This window comes from Arenibaculum pallidiluteum (assembly GCF_017355985.1).
In the GTDB taxonomy this organism is placed as follows: Bacteria; Pseudomonadota; Alphaproteobacteria; order Azospirillales; family Azospirillaceae; genus Arenibaculum; species Arenibaculum pallidiluteum.
Map to the genome: position 1 here is coordinate 108,787 of NZ_JAFIQU010000005.1, position 14,775 is coordinate 123,561.

14 protein-coding genes are annotated in these 14,775 nt (G+C 69.5%); 2 read left to right on the forward strand and 12 right to left on the reverse strand.

Annotated elements, in window-relative coordinates; translation table 11 throughout:
- Positions 1-188: 188 nt before the first annotated feature.
- Together JUB13_RS12450 and JUB13_RS12455 are read left to right on the forward strand one after the other, a co-directional pair.
- On the forward strand, positions 189-1,712 hold the full coding sequence (locus tag JUB13_RS12450) for an aldehyde dehydrogenase family protein (protein ID WP_207479256.1): 1,524 nt from the start codon (positions 189-191) through the stop codon (positions 1,710-1,712).
- 44 nt (positions 1,713-1,756) lie between these two features.
- A complete protein-coding gene (locus JUB13_RS12455; protein ID WP_207479259.1) occupies positions 1,757-2,743 on the forward strand; it encodes an aldo/keto reductase in 987 nt (328 codons plus the stop codon).
- Between the two features lie 66 nt (positions 2,744-2,809).
- Here the strand turns inward: JUB13_RS12455 and JUB13_RS12460 are convergent, their stop codons facing one another.
- The 12 genes from JUB13_RS12460 to JUB13_RS12515 all read right to left on the reverse strand — a co-directional run bounded on the left by JUB13_RS12460 (position 2,810) and on the right by JUB13_RS12515 (position 14,660).
- Positions 2,810-3,751, reverse strand: a complete 942-nt coding sequence (locus JUB13_RS12460) for a sugar kinase (RefSeq protein ID WP_236024916.1) — start codon at positions 3,749-3,751, stop codon at positions 2,810-2,812.
- Positions 3,751-5,295, reverse strand: coding sequence for a UxaA family hydrolase (locus tag JUB13_RS12465; RefSeq protein WP_207479261.1), 1,545 nt, complete (start codon positions 5,293-5,295; stop codon positions 3,751-3,753). The genes JUB13_RS12460 and JUB13_RS12465 overlap by 1 nt, the downstream gene beginning before the upstream one ends.
- A gap of 70 nt (positions 5,296-5,365) precedes the next feature.
- Positions 5,366-6,004 (reverse strand): bifunctional 4-hydroxy-2-oxoglutarate aldolase/2-dehydro-3-deoxy-phosphogluconate aldolase, encoded by a 639-nt coding sequence (eda, locus tag JUB13_RS12470; protein ID WP_207479264.1) that lies wholly within the window; start codon positions 6,002-6,004, stop codon positions 5,366-5,368.
- Positions 6,001-7,470 carry a mannitol dehydrogenase family protein gene (locus JUB13_RS12475; RefSeq protein WP_207479267.1) on the reverse strand — a complete coding sequence of 490 codons (1,470 nt, stop codon included), beginning with the start codon at positions 7,468-7,470 and terminating at the stop codon, positions 6,001-6,003. The genes eda and JUB13_RS12475 overlap by 4 nt, the downstream gene beginning before the upstream one ends.
- A 13-nt stretch (positions 7,471-7,483) precedes the next feature.
- Complete coding sequence (locus tag JUB13_RS12480; protein WP_207479269.1) at positions 7,484-8,767, reverse strand: TRAP transporter large permease; 1,284 nt, start codon at positions 8,765-8,767, stop codon at positions 7,484-7,486.
- Positions 8,758-9,300: a TRAP transporter small permease gene (locus tag JUB13_RS12485; protein ID WP_207479272.1), complete on the reverse strand. Its 543-nt coding sequence runs from the start codon at positions 9,298-9,300 to the stop codon at positions 8,758-8,760. The genes JUB13_RS12480 and JUB13_RS12485 overlap by 10 nt, the downstream gene beginning before the upstream one ends.
- A gap of 62 nt (positions 9,301-9,362) precedes the next feature.
- Entirely contained in the window at positions 9,363-10,352 is a 990-nt protein-coding gene (locus JUB13_RS12490; RefSeq protein ID WP_207479274.1) for a TRAP transporter substrate-binding protein, read from the reverse strand.
- Between the two features lie 118 nt (positions 10,353-10,470).
- The gene (uxaC, locus tag JUB13_RS12495; protein WP_207479287.1) at positions 10,471-11,871 is read right to left on the reverse strand and encodes a glucuronate isomerase; all 1,401 of its coding nucleotides are present in this window, start codon (positions 11,869-11,871) and stop codon (positions 10,471-10,473) included.
- 34 nt (positions 11,872-11,905) lie between these two features.
- The gene (locus JUB13_RS12500) at positions 11,906-12,259 is read right to left on the reverse strand and encodes a cupin domain-containing protein (protein ID WP_207479290.1); all 354 of its coding nucleotides are present in this window, start codon (positions 12,257-12,259) and stop codon (positions 11,906-11,908) included.
- A gap of 12 nt (positions 12,260-12,271) precedes the next feature.
- Positions 12,272-13,051 (reverse strand): 2-dehydro-3-deoxy-D-gluconate 5-dehydrogenase KduD, encoded by a 780-nt coding sequence (gene kduD, locus JUB13_RS12505; RefSeq protein WP_328702929.1) that lies wholly within the window; start codon positions 13,049-13,051, stop codon positions 12,272-12,274.
- Positions 13,048-13,884, reverse strand: coding sequence for a 5-dehydro-4-deoxy-D-glucuronate isomerase (gene kduI, locus JUB13_RS12510; RefSeq protein WP_207479292.1), 837 nt, complete (start codon positions 13,882-13,884; stop codon positions 13,048-13,050). Before kduI ends, kduD begins: the two co-directional genes overlap by 4 nt.
- Complete coding sequence (locus JUB13_RS12515) at positions 13,881-14,660, reverse strand: GntR family transcriptional regulator (protein ID WP_207479295.1); 780 nt, start codon at positions 14,658-14,660, stop codon at positions 13,881-13,883. The genes kduI and JUB13_RS12515 overlap by 4 nt, the downstream gene beginning before the upstream one ends.
- Between the last annotated feature and the right edge of the window lie 115 nt (positions 14,661-14,775).

Genomic DNA, 14,775 nt, shown 5'->3' on the forward strand with positions numbered 1-14,775 from the left:
CTAGCCCAGCCCTGCCATGCGTGCCACGGCGCCTGTCCGGCGGGAACGGCGCACGGCGCGCCGGGTTGAGGGGTGACCGCGCAGCAGGGCTGTAGGGACCCGTCCCGCGCGAAACCGACCTGCGGCGGGTGCCCTCCGAGGCGCCCGGCGGTGCGCCGTGGCGCCGACCGCGTGATGGAGACCCACCGATGCCCGATCAAGGACAGCCCGTCGCCCGGGCCTATTCCGACTTCCACCTGATGCCCATCGCCGGAACATGGCGCAAGGGCCGGTCGGCCAAGGTCAACCAGGACCGCAACCCCTTCGACGGCGAGCTCCTGGCCGAGATCCAGCAGGCCGACCGCAGCGACCTGGACGAGGCCTATGCCGCAGCAAGGAAGGCGCAGCCCGCCTGGGGCGCCGCCGTCCCCGGCGAGCGCGCGGCGGTGCTGCGCAGGGCCGCCGAGGTGATGGAGGCGCGGCGGGAGGAGATCATCTCCTGGATCGTCCGCGAATCCGGCGGCACCCGGATCAAGGCCAGCCTGGAATGGTCCTCGGTCCATGCGGTGATGCTCTACGCCGCGGGGCTAGCCTACGGGCTGGAAGGACGGATCCTGCCGGCCGACGTGCCGGGCAAGGAGGGGCGCGTCTACCGCAAGCCGGTGGGCGTCGTCGGCGTGATCAGCCCGTGGAACTGGCCGCTCCAGCTCACGGCGCGCTCTCTGGCGCCGGCCCTCGCCCTCGGCAATGCGGTCGTCGTGAAGCCCGCGAGCGACACCCCCGTGACGGGCGGCCTGCTGACCGCCAAGATCTTCGAGGAGGCCGGGCTGCCGGCGGGCCTGCTCAGCGTCGTGGTCGGCGCCGGAAGCGAGATCGGCGATGCCTTTGTCGCGCACGAGATCCCGCGCGTGATCTCCTTCACGGGCTCGACCCCCGTGGGGCGCGGCATCGCCCGGCTCGCGGCCGAGAGCAAGGTCCTGAAGCGCGTGGACCTGGAGCTCGGTGGAAACGGTCCCTTCGTGGTGCTGGAGGATGCGGATCTCGACCAGGCGGTCGAGGCGGCCGTGTTCGGGAAGTTCCTGCACCAGGGCCAGATCTGCATGATCGTGAACCGCTTCATCGTGGTCGACCGTCTGCACGACGCCTTCGTCGAGCGCTTCGCCGACCGCGCGCGCAGGCTCAAAGCCGGCGATCCCGACCTGCCGGACACGCTCGTCGGGCCCATCATCAACCAGTCGCAGTTCGATGGGCTGAAGGAGATGATCGCGAAGGCGCACGAGACGGGGGCGCGTCAGATCGTCGGCGGCGAACCCCAGGGGCTGATAATGCCGCCCCATGTCTTCACCGGCGTGACCAACGACATGCCGATCGCGCGGAACGAAATCTTCGGGCCGATCGCCCCGGTCATCCGCGTGCGGGACGAGGAGGAGGCGATCCGCGTTGCCAACGACACCGAATATGGCCTCTCGGCCACGGTCTTCACGCGCGACCTCGAGCGCGGCGTACGCCTCGCCCAGCGCATCGAGGCGGGTATGGTCCACGTCAACGACCAGCCCGTGAACGATCTGCCGAACAATCCCTTCGGGGGCGAGAAGAACTCGGGCATCGGCCGCTTCAACGGCGGCTGGGGCATTGAGGCCTTCACCACGGACCAGTGGATCACGGTCCAGCACCAGCCGCGGCGCTATCCCACCGATGCCGGCCAGATTACCGGCCCCTGGGCGAGTGGCTGACCCGCCATGCACGCAACGCGCAACCGTCGGGAAGAGGGAACCAGATGAAGACGCGACGACTGGGAAGGAACGGGCCGGAGGTCTCGGCGCTCGGGCTCGGCTGCATGGGCATGTCCGAGTTCTACGGCCCCGGGGACGAGGCCGAATCCATCGCCACCATCCATCGGGCGCTGGAGCTCGGCGTGACGCTGCTGGACACGGCCGACATGTACGGCGTGGGCCGCAACGAGGAGCTCGTGGGCCGGGCGATCCGTGACCGGCGCGACCGGGTGTTCCTGGCGACGAAGTTCGGGAACGTGCGGGGGGCCGACGGCAGCTTCCAGGGCATCAGCGGACGGCCTGACTACGTCCGCTCGGCCTGCGAGGCGAGCCTGAGGCGCCTGGGAGTGGAGGTGATCGACCTCTACTACCAGCACCGCGTGGACCCCACCGTTCCGATCGAGGAGACGGTCGGCGCCATGGCCGAGCTGGTGCGCGAGGGCAAGGTCCGCCATCTCGGCCTCAGCGAGGCGGCGCCGCAGACGATCCGGCGGGCGCATGCGACGCATCCGATCACGGCGCTTCAGACCGAGTATTCGCTATGGTCCCGCGACCCCGAGGCCGAGATCCTACCCACGGTGCGCGAGCTCGGCATCGGCTTCGTGCCCTACAGCCCGCTGGGCCGCGGCTTCCTGACGGGCCAGTACAAGCGGCCCGAGGACCTGCCCGCCGATGATTTCCGGCGCAGCAACCCGCGCTTCCAGGGGGAGAACTTCCAGCGCAACCTCGACCTCGTCGCCCAGATCGAGGCCATGGCCCGGGACAAGGGCTGCGTGCCGGCCCAGCTCGCCTTGGCCTGGGTGCTGGCCCGGGGCGAGGACATCGTGCCGATCCCTGGCACAAAGCGGCGCAAGTACCTCGAGCAGAACCTGGGCGCGCTGGACGTCACGCTGACATCCGACGAGCTGAAGCGGATCGACGAGGTGCTGCCCCCCGGCGCCGCGGCCGGGACCCGCTACGCCGCGCAGAGCATGGCGGCGCTCAACCGGTAGGAGACAGGCGGCGGCCCCGTGGGGCCGCCGCCTGCGCGGGGTACCGGCAGGCCCCCGTGCGGGGGATCAGCCTTCTGCCATCGCCGGCATCGCCTCGCGCGGGATGATGGCGCCGCGGTGCTGGATCACGGCGGCGGCCACCTGCTGGCCCAGGCGCGCGGCCGCGGCCGGATCGCGGCTCTGGAGGCGCCCGGCCAGATAGCCCGCGCTGAAGCTGTCGCCGGCCGCGGTGGTGTCGACGACCTGCTTCACGGGCTCCGCCGAGACTTCGACCGGGGCGGAGCCGGCATCGCCGGTCGCGATCAGGCAGCCCGGCCGGTCGAGCTTCACGACGATTTCGCGCACGCCGGCCGTGCGCATGCGCGCGATCACCGCTGCGGGATCCGCGTCCCCGAACAGGTCGCGCTCGTCGGCGAGGCCCGGAAAGGCGATGTCGGTCCGCTCCAGCATGGCGGAATAGGCGCGGCGCGCGGTCTCCCGGTCCGGCCACAGGCGCGGGCGCCAGTTGCTGTCGAAGGCGACACGCCCGCCGCGCCGGCGCACGCGGTCCAGCAGGGCATAGAGCCGTTCGCGCCCGGCCTCGCCCCAGATGGCGAGACTGATGCCCGAGAGGTACAGGAGATCGTAGCTTTCCAGCGCGGCCTCCAGCTCGGCCGTGCCGGGCAGGGCGAAGAGGTCGCGCGCGGGCGCCGCGTCGCGCCAGTAGAGGAAGCGGCGCTCGCCGCTGGGGTCGACCTCGATCATGTAGAGCCCCGGCAGGCGGCCCGGCACGCGCAGGACGCGGTCGGTGCCGACATTCTCGGCCCTCCAGGTCGCCATCATCTCGCCGCTCAGGCTGTCGTCGCCCAGGGCCGTCACGTAGTCGACGGCGAGGCCCAGGCGGGCCATGTAGACGGCGGTGTTCAGCGTGTCGCCGCCGAAGCCCAGCACGGTTGACCCGTCGGGGCGGCGGTAGAGCTCGACCATGCATTCGCCGAGCGATGCGACGCGGGGCATCGGCCTTGCCATCACATCACCGCCCCGATCTGCCAGGGCACGAACTCGTTGTCGCCGAAGCCCAGCGCCTCGCTCTTGGTGGGCTTGCCCGAGGCCGTCTCGAGCATCAGCCGGAAAATGCGCTCGCCCATCTCCTTGACGTCCACCTCTCCGGTCAGCACTGGCCCGCAGTCGATGTCCATGTCCTCTTCCAGCCGGCGGTACATGGGCGTGTTGGTCGCGAGCTTCAGGCTTGGCGCCGGCTTGAACCCGGAAACCGAGCCGCGGCCCGTGGTGAAGCAGATCAGGTTGCAGCCGCCCGCCACCTGGCCGGTGACCGAGCACGGGTCGTAGCCCGGCGTGTCCATGAATACGAAGCCCTTGGCGGTGATCGGCTCGGCGTAGCGGTAGACCTCCACCAGCGCGCTGGTGCCGCCCTTGGCGACCGCCCCGAGGGACTTCTCGAGGATCGTGGTCAGGCCGCCGGCCTTGTTGCCGGGCGAGGGGTTGTTGTTCATCTCGCCGCCCAGGCGGGCGGTGTAATCCTCCCACCAGCGCACGCGCTCGACCAGCTTCTCGCCGATCTCGCGGCTGAGGGCGCGCCGAGTCAGCAGGTGCTCGGCCCCGAAGATTTCGGGGGTTTCCGACAGGACCGGCGTGCCGCCCTGCCGCACCAGCAGATCCGAAGCGGCGCCCAGCGCGGGGTTGGCGGTGATGCCGGAATAGCCGTCCGAGCCGCCGCACTGCAGGCCGACGACCAGCGCGCTGGCGGGAACGGTGGTGCGGCGCAGCTTGTCTGCATCGGCCATCATGGCGCGCACGGCCTCGACGCCGGCCGCCACGGTCTGGCGCGTGCCGCCGCGGTCCTGGATCTTCATGACCTGGAAATGCGGTCCCGGCTTGATGCCGTAGGCGTCCAGCAGGAAGTCAATCTGGTTGACCTCGCAGCCAAGGCCGACCATCAGCACGCCCGCGAAGTTCGGGTTGCGCGCATAGCCCCACAGCGTGCGCTGCAGGATCGCGTAGCCCTCACCGTCGCCGGCCATTCCGCAGCCGGTGCCGTGGGTCAGGGCCACGACCCCGTCCACGCCGGGGAACTCGTGCAGCAGTTCGCGCTCGGCCGTCTGGGCGATCAGCCGGGCCACGGTGGCCGAGCAGTTCACCGAGGTCAGCACGCCGATGAAGTTGCGGGTGCCTACCGCGCCTGTCGGCCGGACGTAGCCTTCAAAGGTCGCACGCTCGGCCTCGGGGACGAAGTCGGTTGGACGCGCGTCGGCTCCGAAGGCGTAGTCGCGCGCGAAGTCTTGCATGCCGAGATTCTGGACGTGCACATGGTCGCCAGGGGCGATCGCCTCGGTCGCGAAGCCGATCACCTGGTTGTAGCGGCGCACCGGCTCGCCAAGGGCGACGGCGGCGGTCGCGATCTTGTGGCCGGCGGGGACCAGGTCGCGCACCGTGATCCCTTCGACCGGGATCTCCGTTCCCGGTCGCAGTTCGGACCGGGCGATCACCACGTTGTCGGCGGGATGGAGGCGGACCACGGGAGATTGGGAAACGGGCGTCAGGACGGTCTGCATGGAAGGGCCTCGGGTGGAGGAGCCCCGGCCGCGCCGCGCGGCCGGGGTGAGAAAGCGGGCGGCTGAACCGTCAGGCAGCGGCGGCCAGCGCCGCCGCCTCGCGCGCCAGGCGCTCGATCTCGTCCCAGCGCCCCTGCGCCACCGCCTCGGCCGGCGCCAGCCAGGTGCCGCCGACCGCGAAGACGTTGGAAAGACTCAGATAGTCACGCAGGATCTCGGCGCGCACCCCTCCGGTGGGGCAGAAGCGCACATCGGGGAGCAGGGGAGCCATGCCCCTCAGCGCGGGGGCGCCGCCGGCAACGGAGGCCGGAAAGAACTTCAGCTCGGAGAAGCCGTGCTCCAGGGCGATCAGCGCCTCGGTCACGGTGGCCGTGCCAGGCAGGTAGGGAATGCCCGAGGCGAGCGCGGCCTGGGCCAGCCGGTCGGTCAGGCCAGGGCTCACCGTGAACTTCGCCCCGGCATCGCGGGCCTGGGCGAAGTGCTCGGGGCGCGTCAGCGTGCCGAGGCCGACGATCGCCCCCGGCACCTGGGCCGCGATGGCTTCCGCGCAGGCCAGCGCCCGCGGGGTGCGCAGCGTCACCTCCAGCACCGGCAGCCCGCCGGCTACCAGCGCGCGGCCGATGGAGACGGCCTGGGCCGGGTCGTCGAGCACGAGCACCGGGATCACCCGGGTGCCGCGGAGCGCGGGTTCGATGCGGGGCAGGGTCATGGCATGGCCTCGACGGTGCGGCGGGCGCCCTGGGCGAAGAGGCGGCCGAGGGCCGCGGTGACGGGCTCGGCGAAGGCGGGGCTGCGCGGCAGGTCGTCGCCGAAGACCTCGCGCAGGGCGAGATAGCCACGCACCAGGGCTGCGGGATCCGTGCCGGCCTCCGCCGCGATGGCGGCGAGGCGCGGGGCCATGGGATCGCGCACGTCGATGGCCTCGCCGCGCTCGTCACGGCCGGTCACGTAGCGCATCCAGGCGGCGACGCCCAGGGCCAGACGGTCGATCGGCTGGTTCGCCGCCAGCCGCTCGCGGATCGTGCCCAGAAGGCGCTGCGGCAGCTTCTGCGTGCCGTCCATCGCGATCTGCCAGGTCCGGTGCTTGAGCGCGGGATTGCGGAAGCGCTCGATCAGCGCCGCCTTGTAGCGGCCGAGATCGGCGCCCGGCGGCACGTGGAGCGTCGGCGTGACCTCCTGGTCCATCAGGCCGCGGATCAGGCGGGCATAGGCGGGGTCGGCCATGGTGTCGGAGACGGTGGCGTGCCCTCCGAGATAGCCGAGATAGGCGATGCAGGAATGGCTGCCGTTGAGCAGCCGGAGCTTCATGTGCTCGTAGGGTCGGACGTCCTTCACCAGCTCCGCCCCGACCTCCTCCCAGGCCGGGCGCCCGGCCGAGAAGCGGTCCTCGATCACCCACTGGGTGAAGGGCTCGGTCATCACCGGCCAGGCGTCCTCCAGGCCGAGGCCGCGCGCCACGCTTGCCCGGTCCTCGTCGATGGTCGCGGGGACGATGCGGTCGACCATGCTGCTGGGGCAGGCGACGTTGTCCTCGAACCAGCGGCCGAAGGCGGGGTCCCGCAGCTCGGCGAAGCGGCGCAGGATCCGCGCCGCGGTCTCGCCGTTGTTCGGGAGGTTGTCGCAGGACAGGACGGTGAAGGGGGCGAGGCCCTCGCGCCGGCGCCGGTCCAGCGCCTCGATCAGGAAGCCGGGGGCCGTCTGCGGACGGTGCGGCTCCGCCAGGTCGTGCCGGATGCCGGGATGGTCCTCGTCCAGCGCGCCCGTGGCGGGATCGTGGCAGTAGCCCTTCTCGGTGACGGTCAGGCTGGCGATGCGCACCTCGGGCCGGGATAGGCGCACGAGCACCGCCTCAGGATCCTCGGGAGCCACGAGCAACTCGGTCACGGAGCCGACGACGCGCAGCCGCTCGCCGGCGGCGTCGCGGACGGCGACCGTGTAGAGGCCGCCCTGGGGCTCGAGCGCGTCGCGCGTATCCGGGCTGCGCAGGCTGACGCCCGATATGCCCCAGGCGCCCGGCTGGGCCGCCATGGCGTCCTCGGTATAGACGGCCTGGTGGGCCCGGTGGAAGGCGCCGATGCCGAGATGCACGATCCCGGTCCCCAGCGACGCACGGTCGTACCGGGGGCGGGCGACGTCCGCGGGCAGGGACCCGAGGCGGTCGGGATGGAGTCTCATGGTCTTCCGTTCTTCAGTTCAGCAGCAGTCTCGGTAGCCACAGCGAGAATGCCGGCACATAGGTGACGAGCAGCAGCGTGGCGAACAGCGCCCCGTAGAAGGGCAGGATGGAACGCATCACCTCGCCGACCGAAACGCCTCCGATCGCGCAGCCGATGAACTGGGTCGTCCCGACCGGCGGCGTGTTGAGGCCGAGGGCGCAGTTTATCAGCATCACGATGCCGAACTGAACAGGGTCCATCCCGTACTGCATGGCGATCGGCAGGAAGATCGGCGTGCAGATCAGGATCGTGCTCGCCATGTCCATGAAGGTGCCGAGCAGGAACAGGATGATGTTGATCAGCAGGAAGATGACCCAGGGGTTGGTCGAGATGGCTGCCATCATCTCGCCCGTCAGATCGGCCACCGAGTAGAGGCCCATCAGGTACTGGAACATGGTGGAGACGCCGATCAGCAGCAGCACGACGCCCGTGGTCTTCACGGTCTTGCCGGCGGCATGCAGGAAGGCCGGCCATGTCATGCTGCGATAGACGAACAGCGTCAGCAGCAGCGAGTAGATCACGGCGATGGAGGCCGATTCGGTGGCCGTGAAGACGCCTGAGGTGATGCCCGCCAGGATGATGACGACGATCAGCAGGCCGGGCGCCGCCGCCGCCAGGGTGCGCCAGACGATCGCCCAGCCCGGGAAGGACAGGGCGGGGTAGCCGCGGCGCACCGCGACGATGTAGGCCGCCGCCAGGTTCGAGATCATCAGGATCAGCGCGGGCACCAGCCCCGCCGCGATCAGCGCGCCGATGGACGCCTTTCCGCCGGCCGCAAGGGCATAGATGATCATGTTGTGGCTGGTCGGCATCAGCGCGCCGACCAGGGCGGCATGGGTCGTCACGTTGACGGCGTAGTCCGCGTGGTAGCCCTCGCGCTTCATCATGGGGATCATCACGGCGCCCATGGCCGAGACGTCGGCCACTGGCGAGCCGGCGACGCCCCCGAACAGCGTGCAGGCGACGACGTTGGACATGCCGAGGCCGCCGCGGATGTGCCCGACCATGCTGCGCGCGGCCGCCACGATCCGGTCGGCGACGCCGCCGTGGAGCATCAGCTCGCCGCTGAAGATGAAGAACGGGATCGCCAGGAACGAGAAGATGTTCATGCCCGACATCATCTGCTGGAAGATGACGGCGACGGGCAGGCCCTCGTAGAGGATCGTGCACAAGGCCGAGAGGCCGATGGCGAAGGCGACGGGTACGCCCAGGATGAGGAAGCCGAAGAAGCTCACCGAAAGGATGATCAGTTCCATGACGGCGCGACCTCCTCGCCGCGGAGCAGCGCGATGACGTGCTCGATCGAGAACAGGACGATGAGCACCCCGGACAGGACGAGCGGCACGTAACGCACGGCTTCCGAGACGTGAAGGTTCGGCAGCATGTACGAGGCGACCGAGGTGCCGAGCAGCCAGCCGTTGTAGGCCATGCAGGCTCCGAAGGTCCCAACCAGGGCGTAGATCAGGATCTCGATCTTGCTGCGCACCCTGTCGGGCAGAAGGACGAGCAGCGAGTCGAGGCCGATATGCCCGGCGTCGCGTACGCCGACGGCGGCCCCGATCAGCGTCACGTAGAGCACCAGGACCAGGGCCAGGCTCTCGGCCCAGGTCGGCGAGCTGTTCAGCACGTAGCGGCCGAAGACCTGATAGAAGACCACCGCCACGATGGCGACCAGCCCCGCGACGGCGATCCACATTCCCGTCCGCGCGATGGCCGCGTTCATCCGCGTCAACCATCCGGAGGCCTGCGGGTGCGCCACCGCCGCGACCCGGTTCATTTCGATATCCATTGCCGTGCCCTCTGCGCGGATGCGGCGCCGCCCCCCCGAAGGGAACGGCGCCGCTGTCAGGCTTACTTCGTGTCCTGGATGCGCTTGACCAGGGAGCTCAGCTTCGCGTCGGCTGCGAACTTGTCGTAGACCGGCTTCATCGCGTCGATGAACTCCTGCTTGTTCCCGACTTCGGAGATCTGGGCGCCGCCCTTCTCGACGACCTCGCGGGACTTCTGCTCGCGCTCGTCCCACAGCTTGCGCATGTAGGGGACGGACTCCTTGGCGGCCTTGCGGATCTCCGCCTGGTCCTCCTTGGGCAGGCGATCCCAGGCGACCTTGGAGAAGACGAGGACCTCGGGCGCCATGGAATGCTCGGTCTTCGAGTAGTACTTGGCAGCCTCGAAGTGGCGCGAGGACTCGTAGGACGGGTAGTTGTTCTCGGCCGCGTCGACGATCCCGGTCTTCAGTGCGGTGTAGACCTCGCCGAAGGGCATCGGCGTGGGGTTCGCGCCGAGCGCCTGGACCATCGAGACGAACATGTCGGACTGCTGGACGCGGATCTTGGCGCCCTTCAGGTCGGCCAGCGTCTTGATCGGCTTGTTCACGGTGTACATGGACCGTGCGCCGCTGTCGTAGAAGGCGAGGCCGACCAGGCCCTGGCTTTCCATGGCCGCCAGGATCTCGTCGCCGACCGGGCCGTCGAGCACCGCACGCATGTGCTCGGTCGAGCGGAAGATGAAGGGAAGCGCCGTCACGAGCGTCTCGGGCACCACATTGTTCAGCGGAGCCACGTTGATGCGCATCATGTCGAGCGCGCCGATCTTGAGCTGCTCGATCGTATCCTTCTCGTTTCCGAGCGCGCCGTTCGGGAAGACACGGACGCCGAGACGGCCGTTGGTCCGCTCCTTCAGCAGCTTGTCGACGTAGCGCACCGCCTCGACGGTCGGGTAGTCCGTCGGGTGGATGTCTGCGGAGCGGAAGTCGCGGGCCGCAACCGGGGTCGCCAGCAGGGCGCCCGCGGCGCATGCGGCGAGCGCCAGGGCGCGGATCGATCTGAACGTGAAGCTCATGGTGTCTCCTCCAAGTGATCCGTGTCGTTATGTCAGTTTCGTTTCGCTCTCGATCCGGCGCGGTCGCTTGCGATGCTCCGGTCCAGTCCTGCTCCTCGTGCGGCGGGGTAGGCCGTCCTCAGAGCTTGTAGGCGCGCTTTGCGAGGCGGTAGGCGAGATCCACCGCCAGCTCGCGCGCCTCGTCCTCGTCCAGCCGGTGCTCTGCGACCAGCCGGGCGAGATAGGCGCAGTCGACCCGCCGGGCCACGTCGTGGCGCGCCGGGATCGAGCAGAAGGCACGGGTGTCGTCGTTGAAGCCGACCGTGTTGTAGAAGCCGGCGGTCTCCGTGACGGTCTCCCGGTAGCGCATCATCCCCTCGGGGCTGTCGAAGAACCACCAGGCCGGACCCAGCCGCAGGGCGGGGTAGTGGCCGGCGAGCGGGGCGAGCTCGCGGGCGTAGGTGCTCTCGTCCAGGGTGAAGAGGATGATGGTGAGGTCGCGCTCGTTCCCGAAGCGGTCCAGCAGCGGCTTGAGCGCGCGGACATAGTCCGTGCGGGTCGGGATGTCGGCGCCCTTGTCCCGGCCGAACGCTTCGAAGAGGCGTCCGTTGTGGTTCCGGAACGAGCCCGGATGGATCTGCATCACGAGCCCGTCATCGAGGCTCATGCGCGCCATCTCGGTCAGCATCTGGCCGCGGAAGAGCTCGGCCTCGTCGGGCGTCAGCGCGCCGCGCAACGCCTTATCGAAGAGCCGGGCCGCCTCGTCCCGGGACAGGTCGGCCGTGGCGGCCGTCGGATGCCCGTGGTCGGTCGAGGTGGCGCCGAATTCCCGGAAATAGGCCCGGCGCGCGGCGAGCGCCGACAGATAGCCCTGCCAGGTCGCGGTGTTCTCGCGGGTCAGCGCACCCAGCGCCTCGACATTCGCGGCGAAACCCTCGAAATCCGGGTCGACGACGGGGTCGGGACGGAAGGCCGTCACGACGCCCCCCTTCCAGCCGCTCTCGCGGATCGCGCGGTGATGATCCAGCGGATCGAGGGGTGATTCGGTCGTCGCGATGACCTCGATCCGGAAGCGCTCGAACAGGGCGCGCGGCCGGAACTCCGGTGTCTTGAGGGCGGCGTCGATGCGGTCGTAGATCACGTCCGCGGTGTCCGCCGACAGGCGCTCGGTGACGCCGAACACCGTCTCGAATGCATGGTCCAGCCACATCCGCGTCGGCGTGCCGCGGAATAGGTGCCAGTGTTCGGCGAAGGTCCGCCAGATCCGCCGGGGATCGCGCTCGACCGTGCCGGCGTCACGCCGCGCGATGCCCAGGCTCTCCAGCGTCACGCCCTGGCTGTAGAGCATGCGGAAGATGTAGTGGTCGGGCACCACGAACAGAGTCGCGGGGTCCGGGAACGGCGCGTTGCCCGCGAACCATGCCGGATCGGTATGGCCGTGTGGGCTCACGATCGGGAGGTCGCGCACCTCGGCGTAGAGCCGGCGGGCGATCGCCCGCTGGGTCGCGTCGCTCGGGAAGAGCCTGTCCTCGTGCAGCATGTCTTGTCCTCGGTTCTGCGGCCGGCTCGGGGCGTCAGCCCAGGAAGTCCTCGCGGGGTGGGGTGAAGATGTCCAGCAGCACACCGGCCTCGATCGCGACGACACCGTGCACCACGTTCGACTTCACGATGTAGCCGTCGCCCTTGCCCATGCGCTCGGTCCGCCCGTCGATGGTGACGTCGAAGACGCCGCTCTCGATGATGGCGCTCTGGCTGTGGGGATGGCTATGCAGCGGGCCGACCGCGCCCTTTTCGAAGGCGACGCGGGTCATCATCATGGCGTCGCTGTAGCCCAGGATCTTGCGCCGGACGCCTGCGCCGAGATCTTCCCACTCGGCCTTGCTGTCCCTGACGAAGGAATCGGTGCGCGGGTCGGCGGTCACGGACATTCTCGTTCTCCTCTAACGGGCGAGCCAGCCGCCGTCGACCGGCAGCACAACGCCATGAACATAGTCTGACGCGGCGGAAGCCAGGAACACCGCGGCCCCGCCGAGATCGGAGGGCTGGCCCCAGCGCCCGGCGGGAATGCGGCCCAGGATCTCGGCACTGCGCTTGGGATCGTCGCGCAGTGCCTCGGTGTTGTTGGTCGCGAAATAGCCCGGTGCGATCGCGTTGACGTTGATGCCCTTCTGCGCCCATTCACAGGCGAGAAGGCGCGTGATCCCCGCGATGCCGCTCTTGCTGGCCGTATAGGCCGGGACGCGGATGCCGCCCTGGAAGGACAGCATGGAGGCGATGTTGATGATCTTGCCGCCGCGGCCCGAAGCGACGAACCGCCGCGCGGCCGCCTGCGCCAGGAAGAAGGCCGACTTCAGGTTGACGTCCATTACGGCGTCCCAGTCGGCCTCGGTGTAGTCGAGGGAATCGGCACGCCGGATGATCCCGGCGTTGTTGACGAGCACGTCCACCGAGCCGCGCCAGGCCTGAGCCGCCTCGACGATGCGCTCGACGGGCTCGATGGTCGACAGGTCGGCCTGGATCGCGAGGAACGGGCTGCCCGTGCGCTCGACCAGCGCGGCGGTCTCGTCCAGCGACGAGCGTGCGATGCCCGCCACTGCCGAGCCGGCCTCGGCGAGCGCCACCGCGATCGCCTGCCCGAGGCCGGTGTTCGCCCCCGTCACGATGGCGGTCAGCCCGCCGAGGTCGAAGGGGTTCCTCCCCGATGCAGCAGTGGCGCTCACCGGAGCCCGTCCATCGGCACCATGTCCATGTCCGTGAAGTCCTGGTTGTCGCCGGCCATGGCCCAGATGAAGGTGTAGTTGCTGGTGCCGACGCCGCTGTGGATCGACCAGCTCGGCGACAGCACGGCCTGCTCGTTGGCGACGAACAGGTGGCGCGTCTCCTCGGGCTCGCCCATCAGATGCACCACGCGGGCCTGCTCGGGCAGGTTGAAGTAGAAGTAGACCTCGCTGCGCCGGTCATGGGTGTGGCACGGCATGGTGTTCCACATGTTGTTCGGCTTCAGCTCGGTCAGGCCGAGGAGGAGCTGGGCCGTCGGCAGCACGTCCGGATGGATCATCTGGTAGATCGTGCGCTGATTCGACTGGGCGGGGTCGCCCAGATGCACGGCCTTGGCCTGGGCGATCGAGATCAGCCGCGTCTCGTAGCGAGCATGGGCCGGCGTGCTGCAGAGGTAGAACTTGGCGGGCGCCTGGGCGTCGGCGCTCTCGAAGGAGACGTCCGTGCTGCCCATGGCGACGTAAAGGCAGTCGCGCGAGGCCAGCTCGAAGATCGTGCCGTCGACCCGGACCCGGCCGGCGCCGCCGACATTGACGATGCCGAGCTCGCGCCGCTCCAGGAAGGTCTTGGTGCCGATTTCCTTGGAGGCCTCCAGCCGAAGGGCTCCCTTCACCGGCATGGCGCCGCCCACGATGAAGCGGTCGACATGGGTGTAGGTCAGGAGGATGTCGTCGGCCTCGAACAGCGCGGGCACCAGGAAGTGCCGGCGCAGGGCATCGGTATCGAAGCCGCGCACCGCGTCTGGGTGCGAGGTGTGGCGGATCTCGATCTTCATCGTGCGTCCAGCTCCGTCGGCGCCATAGCGCCGGTGAAGTAGAAGGGATTCGCCTCCTGGGCGTCGCCAATTCGCGCGCTCAGGGAGTCGAGGTGGAAGGCGATGCTGCGCGCCGCGGTCTCAGGATCGTGATCCTCGATGGCCTGCAGAATCGCCCGGTGCTCCGCGATCACCGTCGGGATCCGGCCCGGGACGGGCAGGGTCAGCAGCCGGTAGCGGTCAACCTGGACCTTGAGCTGCTGGCTCAGCGTCCAAAAGCCGGGATAGCCCGCCGTCTCGGCGATCATCTCGTGAAAGGCTTCGTCAGCCTCGTGGAAGGCTTCGTGGTCGTTCGCGGTGGCCGCCTCCTCCTGCAGGAGGAGGTTCGCGTGCAGCCTCTGGATCTGCCGCGGAGTCGCCCGCTGCGCGGCGTAGCGGACCGCCGCCTCCTCGAGCGCCTTGCGGATCACGATGGCCTCGGGAAGCGAATCGACCGGAATGCGCGAGACGAAGGTGCCGGACTGCGGGAAGATCTCGACCAGCCCTTCGTCGGCCAGGCGCAGAAGCGCCTCGCGCACGGGGGTCCGGCTCACGCCGAAGGTCTGGGCGATCTCCTTCTCGGAGATCGCCTCGCCAGGCTTCATGCGCAGCGACGCGATCCCGCGCCGCAGCTCGCGGTAGATGATCGAGGCGGCGGTGTCCGAGCGCTTGCCTCCGCGGTGCGCGGGGGCGGCAGGTACGGAGGCCGACCGCGGTCCGCCGTCGCGGAAATCTCGTCTGGCGCCTTCGGGTTTCATCTGCGAGCCTGTGCCGGTGCCGCCCGGTTCGGGCTCGCGGAGATATACTAATATATCAGTTTTCGCGGCAAGCGGATTGTTCGCCCCGCAGATAAGCCGCTCGACCTACCTCCGC

What these genes read in the sequence shown, in the direction of transcription:
- JUB13_RS12450 (WP_207479256.1), top strand. Translation starts at nt 189, where the DNA reads ATGCCCGATCAAGGACAGCCCGTCGCCCGGGCCTATTCCGACTTCCAC.
- JUB13_RS12455 (WP_207479259.1), top strand. Translation starts at nt 1,757, where the DNA reads ATGAAGACGCGACGACTGGGAAGGAACGGGCCGGAGGTCTCGGCGCTC.
- JUB13_RS12460 (WP_236024916.1), bottom strand. Translation starts at nt 3,751, where the DNA reads ATGGCAAGGCCGATGCCCCGCGTCGCATCGCTCGGCGAATGCATGGTC.
- JUB13_RS12465 (WP_207479261.1), bottom strand. Translation starts at nt 5,295, where the DNA reads ATGCAGACCGTCCTGACGCCCGTTTCCCAATCTCCCGTGGTCCGCCTC.
- eda (WP_207479264.1), bottom strand. Translation starts at nt 6,004, where the DNA reads ATGACCCTGCCCCGCATCGAACCCGCGCTCCGCGGCACCCGGGTGATC.
- JUB13_RS12475 (WP_207479267.1), bottom strand. Translation starts at nt 7,470, where the DNA reads ATGAGACTCCATCCCGACCGCCTCGGGTCCCTGCCCGCGGACGTCGCC.
- JUB13_RS12480 (WP_207479269.1), bottom strand. Translation starts at nt 8,767, where the DNA reads ATGGAACTGATCATCCTTTCGGTGAGCTTCTTCGGCTTCCTCATCCTG.
- JUB13_RS12485 (WP_207479272.1), bottom strand. Translation starts at nt 9,300, where the DNA reads ATGGATATCGAAATGAACCGGGTCGCGGCGGTGGCGCACCCGCAGGCC.
- JUB13_RS12490 (WP_207479274.1), bottom strand. Translation starts at nt 10,352, where the DNA reads ATGAGCTTCACGTTCAGATCGATCCGCGCCCTGGCGCTCGCCGCATGC.
- uxaC (WP_207479287.1), bottom strand. Translation starts at nt 11,871, where the DNA reads ATGCTGCACGAGGACAGGCTCTTCCCGAGCGACGCGACCCAGCGGGCG.
- JUB13_RS12500 (WP_207479290.1), bottom strand. Translation starts at nt 12,259, where the DNA reads ATGTCCGTGACCGCCGACCCGCGCACCGATTCCTTCGTCAGGGACAGC.
- kduI (WP_207479292.1), bottom strand. Translation starts at nt 13,884, where the DNA reads ATGAAGATCGAGATCCGCCACACCTCGCACCCAGACGCGGTGCGCGGC.
- JUB13_RS12515 (WP_207479295.1), bottom strand. Translation starts at nt 14,660, where the DNA reads ATGAAACCCGAAGGCGCCAGACGAGATTTCCGCGACGGCGGACCGCGG.